The sequence below is a fragment of the Patescibacteria group bacterium genome, from assembly GCA_026415775.1.
Classification (GTDB): Bacteria; Patescibacteriota; Minisyncoccia; order UBA6257; family JAAZHW01; genus SKW32.
In genome coordinates this window covers 22,528-28,565 of sequence record JAOAGL010000003.1, presented here as the reverse complement: position 1 = coordinate 28,565, position 6,038 = coordinate 22,528, and the positions used below count along the sequence as shown (strand labels likewise).

General features: G+C 32.9%; 8 protein-coding genes and 1 tRNA gene. 3 read left to right on the top strand and 6 right to left on the bottom strand.

Annotated features, from left to right (window positions below; translation table 11 throughout):
• Positions 1–151: 151 nt before the first annotated feature.
• Together trmD and N2692_02965 are read right to left on the bottom strand one after the other, a co-directional pair.
• Positions 152–835 (bottom strand): tRNA (guanosine(37)-N1)-methyltransferase TrmD, encoded by a 684-nt coding sequence (gene trmD / locus N2692_02970; protein ID MCX8016231.1) that lies wholly within the window; start codon positions 833–835, stop codon positions 152–154.
• Positions 836–899: 64 nt separating this feature from the next.
• Positions 900–1,211, bottom strand: a complete 312-nt coding sequence (locus N2692_02965) for a KH domain-containing protein (GenBank protein MCX8016230.1) — start codon at positions 1,209–1,211, stop codon at positions 900–902.
• Between the two features lie 129 nt (positions 1,212–1,340).
• Between N2692_02965 and pth the strand changes: the two genes are divergently transcribed.
• From pth to recR, 3 genes are all read left to right on the top strand, one after another.
• Positions 1,341–1,865 (top strand): aminoacyl-tRNA hydrolase, encoded by a 525-nt coding sequence (gene pth / locus N2692_02960; GenBank protein MCX8016229.1) that lies wholly within the window; start codon positions 1,341–1,343, stop codon positions 1,863–1,865.
• A 71-nt stretch (positions 1,866–1,936) separates the two neighbouring features.
• Complete coding sequence (gene dnaB / locus N2692_02955; GenBank protein ID MCX8016228.1) at positions 1,937–3,364, top strand: replicative DNA helicase; 1,428 nt, start codon at positions 1,937–1,939, stop codon at positions 3,362–3,364.
• A 5-nt stretch (positions 3,365–3,369) separates the two neighbouring features.
• A complete protein-coding gene (gene recR, locus N2692_02950) occupies positions 3,370–3,969 on the top strand; it encodes a recombination mediator RecR (GenBank protein ID MCX8016227.1) in 600 nt (199 codons plus the stop codon).
• 48 nt (positions 3,970–4,017) lie between these two features.
• On the opposite strand, the gene rplU is transcribed toward recR, so the two are convergent.
• The 4 genes from rplU to N2692_02930 all read right to left on the bottom strand — a co-directional run bounded on the left by rplU (position 4,018) and on the right by N2692_02930 (position 6,037).
• Positions 4,018–4,329: a 50S ribosomal protein L21 gene (gene rplU, locus N2692_02945; GenBank protein ID MCX8016226.1), complete on the bottom strand. Its 312-nt coding sequence runs from the start codon at positions 4,327–4,329 to the stop codon at positions 4,018–4,020.
• Positions 4,330–4,366: 37 nt separating this feature from the next.
• Positions 4,367–5,188, bottom strand: a complete 822-nt coding sequence (locus N2692_02940) for a creatininase family protein (protein MCX8016225.1) — start codon at positions 5,186–5,188, stop codon at positions 4,367–4,369.
• 47 nt (positions 5,189–5,235) lie between these two features.
• A complete protein-coding gene (locus tag N2692_02935; GenBank protein ID MCX8016224.1) occupies positions 5,236–5,958 on the bottom strand; it encodes a glycosyltransferase family 2 protein in 723 nt (240 codons plus the stop codon).
• Positions 5,959–5,965: 7 nt separating this feature from the next.
• Positions 5,966–6,037 (bottom strand) — tRNA-Gly (locus N2692_02930).
• Position 6,038: the final 1 nt, after the last annotated feature.

Below are 6,038 nucleotides of genomic sequence, written 5' to 3'. Positions count from 1 at the left end.
AATCTTTCTTTTTTCTTCTCTCTCTTTTTCTTGTTCAGGTGTTCTTATTGGTTGTCGAGGTATTTTTTCAGGCATATTTTTTCTTATTTTTTATATTTTGCGCTTTCTTTTAAATTATATCTGTAAATTTTATAAATAAAAAAGGTTGTTGTTACAACTTCTTTTGTTTCTTCCTCCATTCCTCTATTTTTTTGTGATTACCGGATAAAAGGACAGGTGGCACACGCCAAGCGATTTTTTTATTTTTCGAATTGGGATAAAAGACTGCTGGCCGAGTATAAACAGGGTAACTACCTTTAAACTCTTCGAGAGACTCATATTTGCCCAACACCCCAGGAATTAAACGCGAAATAGTATCAACAACAATCATTGCCGGAATTTCGCCGCCACTTAAAATATAATCCCCCACTGAAATTTCCTCATCAGCCAAATATTTAGCAACGCGTTCATCTACCCCTTCATAGTGTCCGCAAATTAAAATCAAGTTATCATATTTTAATAAACGTTTGGCTGTTGTTTGATTAAATTTTTCCCCACGCAAAGAAAAAAGGATGATTCTCGTGTTTTTTTTGTTAAAATTTTTAATCTTTTTTTTAAGATAAAAAATTGCTTTATAAATCGGCTCAATCATCATTACCATCCCCGGCCCTCCCCCATATGGTTTATCATCAACGGTTTTATGTTTATCGGTAGCAAAATTACGCGGATTAATAATTTCGATTTTGACTAAGTTCTTGTTTTGAGCTCGTTTTAAAATAGAAGTATTTAAATAACTAAAAACCTCCGGAAATAAAGAAAGAATGTAAAATTTTTTGGTAATTTTCTTTTTTTTCATATTTTTTAGAAAATAAACCCCTGCTTATGAGGGGTTTATTTTCTTTTTAAGAAGTTTTTGCAAATTAAAAATTTCCCAAATTTTCAACTTCTTTCTCAACAGAACTTACATTCTGTTTTGAAGAACCAGCTGGTTCTTCGATTTTCAAATTCACTCGAGCATTATTTCTGAGGCCGACTAAACGAGTTAAAGAACGGATGGCTCTTACCACCGATCCCTGGCGCCCGATAATTCGGCCCATGTCCTTGGGATTAACCTTTAAGGTTAAAAGCACTCCCATTTCATCAATGGTACGAGTAACTTTTACCTCATCAGGATAATCCACAAGTGCTTTAACAATGTACTCGAGAAATTCCTGGTCTTTTGCGTTAGTCATGATAATCGGTACTCTTGCTATATCGACCTTTAATTCGGGATATTTTTATTTTAAAAATTTAAATAATTTCGTCAAGAATGAAAAAATTCGCTTGATAATCTGTTATTTATTCATTAAAATGAGCTTGATATGCAACTTATTATCGGTTTGGGCAATAAAAATGCTGGATTTAAATCTACGCCACACAATGTCGGCGCTGAAGCAGTTAAAATTTTTGTCAAACAAATATTTAATGGCTCTTTTTCGTTAAACAAGAAGTTGTCTGCTTTAATTTATCAAGAGAAGCACACAATTTATGCAATTCCCTATTGCTACATGAACGAATCCGGTCGTATTGTCAAAAATTTAGTTAAATATTTTAATACCCAACTTAACGATTTATTGGTTGTTCACGATGATACGGATCTGTTATTGGGCAATTTTAAAATTCAAAAAAATCGCGGAGCAGCCGGCCATAAAGGCGTTGAATCAATTATTAAAATTCTTAATTCAAAAGGTTTTTGGCGATTGCGCATAGGCGTTCGCCGAAAAGAAATCAAAGCAAAAGCCATTGATATCGTCTTAAAAAAATTTTCTAAAAAAGAAAGGGGGGTTATTGAAGGTCTTCACCCAAACATTAACAAAACAATCAATGAATGGGTCAATAAACACTAAAAATTAATCCGTGGATATCTTGTTAATTTTTTGTTTATTTTTATTTCTAATTTATTTTGTAAAATAATTATATGGTTGATAAAAAAACCAGCAGAGAAAAAGAAAATGAAAAAACATTAAAAGAGGTGCCACCTCAAAATATTGAGGCAGAAAAATCTGTTTTGGGATGTTTAATGATTGATAAAGAGGCAATTACGAAAATTGCTGATTTTTTAGAAGTAGAAGATTTTTATCGAACTGCCCATCAAAAAATTTATGAGGCTATGATGGATTTGTATAATAAGCACGAACCTATCGACATTGTCAGCGTTACCAATCGTTTGCAAGAAAAAAAACAATTAAGTGAAATTGGCGGAGCTAGCTATTTGGCTTCGTTGGTAAACATGGTTCCCACCAGCAGCCATGTAGTTGCTTATGCTAAAATTGTCCAACAAAAAAGAATTCTCAGAAATTTAATTTCGACCGCTTATGAAATCGGTGAATTGGCTTGGCAAGAAACAAAAGACGTTGATCAACTTTTAGATGAAGCTGAACAAAAACTTTTCCAAATTACCCAGAAATCGCTTCGTCAAGAATTTTTGCCATTAAAACCAATACTAACGAAAGCGTTTGAACGAATTGAAATGCTCCATCAAGGAGAAAAACAATTTTCTGGCATCCCCACTGGTTTTGTTGAATTAGACAAAAAACTTTTTGGACTACAACCATCAGATCTAATTATTCTCGCCGCTCGTCCTTCCCTTGGTAAAACATCACTCGCGCTTGATATTGCTCGATATGCGGCTGTAAAAGAAAAAAAGTCTGTTGGTATTTTTAGTTTAGAAATGTCTAAGGAACAAGTGGTTGATCGTTTAATTAGTGCCGAATCCGGAATTGAATTATGGCGTATTCGTACAGGAAAATTACATCCAGAAGACTTTGAAATTTTACAACAAGGCCTAGACCGTTTATCTCAAGCACCTATTTATATTGATGATAACTCATCACCTAACATTATGCAGATTAGAACAATGGCGCGGCGTCTTCAAGCTGAAAAAGGATTGGATTTAATTATTATTGATTATCTCCAACTTATTGTACCTCGGGAAAATTACAACGGGAGCATGGTCCAGCAAATTACTGAAATTTCCCGAGGATTAAAAGCTTTGGCCCGCGAATTAAATGTGCCAATTTTGGCTGTTTCCCAGCTTTCTCGCGCTGTTGAACAAAGAGATCATAAAATACCCAAATTATCAGATCTTCGCGAATCTGGCTCTATTGAACAAGACGCTGATGTAGTGCTTTTTATTTATCGTAAAGATCGTGATAAATTAGAAACGGAATTATTAGAAGAAGAAAAAAACACAGCTGAAATTATTATTGCTAAACATCGCAATGGCCCCTTAGGGACAATTAAAGTCAAATTTATTCCTGAATTAACAACTTTCCGCAATATTGATGAAACTTTTAGTGAAGACGGGGTGGCCAGCATGGAAAGTGATTGGTCTATTATTGAATAACAAACATGCTCCCTTCAACCATTCAAAAATTTGTTGAACTTGTTGCAAAATTCCCTTCCATTGGGAAAAGACAAGCATTTCGATTGGCTTTTTATCTTACACGCAATAAAGAAATTAGGCAAAAATTACTAATTATTTTAGCAGAATTAGAAAAGAATATTAAAATTTGCGAACAGTGTTTTTTACCTTTTGAAGGTAATGGACAATTATGTGATATTTGCACTGATAGAAACCGCAAGAAAGATTTGATTTGTGTCGTTGAAAAAGAAACTGATGTATTCTCCATTGAAAACACTCATCAATTCAAAGGCGTCTATCATATTCTCGGTCAACTAATCGATCCTAATAATTTAGAAAGTTACCAGAAATTACATATAGACAAACTCCAAAAACGCATTCAAGAATTGCCAAATAAGATGGCTGAAGAAATTATTTTGGCTCTCAACCCAACGACTGAAGGAGATTTAACTGCTATGTATTTGGAAAGAAAATTAAAAAATTTAACAAAAAAAATTACTCGAATTGGAAGAGGTATTCCCACTGGAGGCGAAATCGAATTTGCCGATGAAGAAACAATTAAAAATGCTTTATCCAACCGCCAGTGAAATAAATATGGATTATATTTGAAAAAAATCTCCCTTGCGGGAGATTTTCTATTTTATCTTTGTAATTTTCGCTTCTGTATACCATTGTCGATGCCCTCTCTTCTTTCGATAGCGTGTTTTTGAATGATAGCGAAAAACAATCACCTTTCGCGATCGTCCTATTTTTAATATTTCCGCCTCAACCGAATGTTTTTCTAAATATGGTTTCCCGATTTCTAATTTTCCATTCTCAGCGGCCAACAAAAGAACTTTATCAAAAACAATTTTATCTCCTGTATTGCCCGTTAACTTTTCTATTTTAATTTTATCTCCTTCTTTAATTAAATATTGTTTTCCTCCTGTTTCAATTACTGCTAACATATGTTTTATATATTATGGATTAATTTTCTTTTGTCAATTAATTAACTGCGGAGGTGTTATTTTGACCATTTAAATTATTCTCTTCTTTCTGCTGTGAAATTATTTTTTCAATTTTCTGAGTAATTTTTTCAAATTGATTAATAATGTCTAAAATTTCTTCTGCTGCTTCGTCCAACAAAAACTCACCAATCTCTTTGCTTGCTTTAGATGGTTCGCCATAAACGCCGCTTACCGATTCATATTCCCACGGCAAAAAAAGTTTTAAAGTGCCTTCATCTAATGGTTTATAATCTTTAGTTTTTAACAATCCCGTTTCATCAATGACTTTTTCTTTTTGTACCAATTTCTCATTAATCGCCATCATCAACGACGTTTCTATTTCATCGGCATGACGTACCCAATACTTAAAATTAACCTTTTTTAAAGCCTGAACACCTCTTTTGCCCGATAAATAAAGAGGAATTGTTGCGGCGTATGGGTATTCTATATTTAAACTAGCAATAACGTCTTCTAAATAGCTTTGATTGCCTCCATGGCCATTTAAAAAGAAAATTTTTCGAAAACCATTGTTTAATACACTTTTGCTAATGCCCAGCGTTAATTCTTCAAAAATTCTATTATCAACATCCAAAGAGCCGGCATAACTACCCGAAACCCCATAAAACAGCGTGGGTAATAAAACAATTTTATCTGGTGCTTTTTGTTCAATTTTTTTAGCAATATTTTCTGCAATATAACTATCAGTTCCTAATGGCAAATGCGGACCATGTTGTTCAATGGCACCCATTGGGAATAAAACAACTAGATGTTCTTTATTTAAATTTTTTAATTCTTCAACAGTTAAATCAGAATATATCATATTAATTAAATTTTCGCACAAAAAAATAAAAAATGCAATAAAAAAATCTATTTTTCTTTTACAAAAGGTTTATTAAAAAAATAAATCCAGAAATAGTTTAAAAAATATCGAGTAATTGTTTTAAAATAGCCGTCGTTTTTAAATCTTCTTCCCGAAGTTAATATTGTTAATTTGGGCGAAAAAATTATTTTGCCTAATTTTGCTAATTTCAAAGCCACTAAAATATCTTCTCCCCAAAATTTTACACTCGTATCATAACCACCGATTTTCTCCAATGCCTTCCTACGAATAGCCATATTACCCCCAATAATTAATGCCGCAGGTTTTCTAAAGAAAAATTGTAATATTTTTGGTACAATAGGATAAAAAATAGTTTGGAAAAATAAAAAATTTTTTCTCAAAAAGATGTTCATATCTTCATAATCATAGGGGCCAGAAACGGCTACAATCTCTGGGTTGTTAAAATATTGTTCCATATTTTTTAAACTATTTTTACTTAAACGACAATCAGCATCTACAGATAGAATTATTTCTCCCGTTGAACTTAAAAATCCTCTCTGACGAGCAAAAGTTAAACCCTGTTTTTCCTCTTTTACAATTTTAGGAAATTGGTATTTCTTTGCTATTTCTACTGTTTTGTCGGTACAATTATTATCAACAATAATTACCTCAAAATTATCTTGCGGATATTCCAATTGTTTAATTGATTCCAATAATGAAGAAATGTTTTTTTCTTCGTTATAACAGGGCACAACAATAGAAAATTTCATATTTTTGAGCGGGTGACCGGATTTGAACCGGCGATCTTCTCCTTGGAAGGGAGACGTGTTGCCGCTACACCACACCCGCA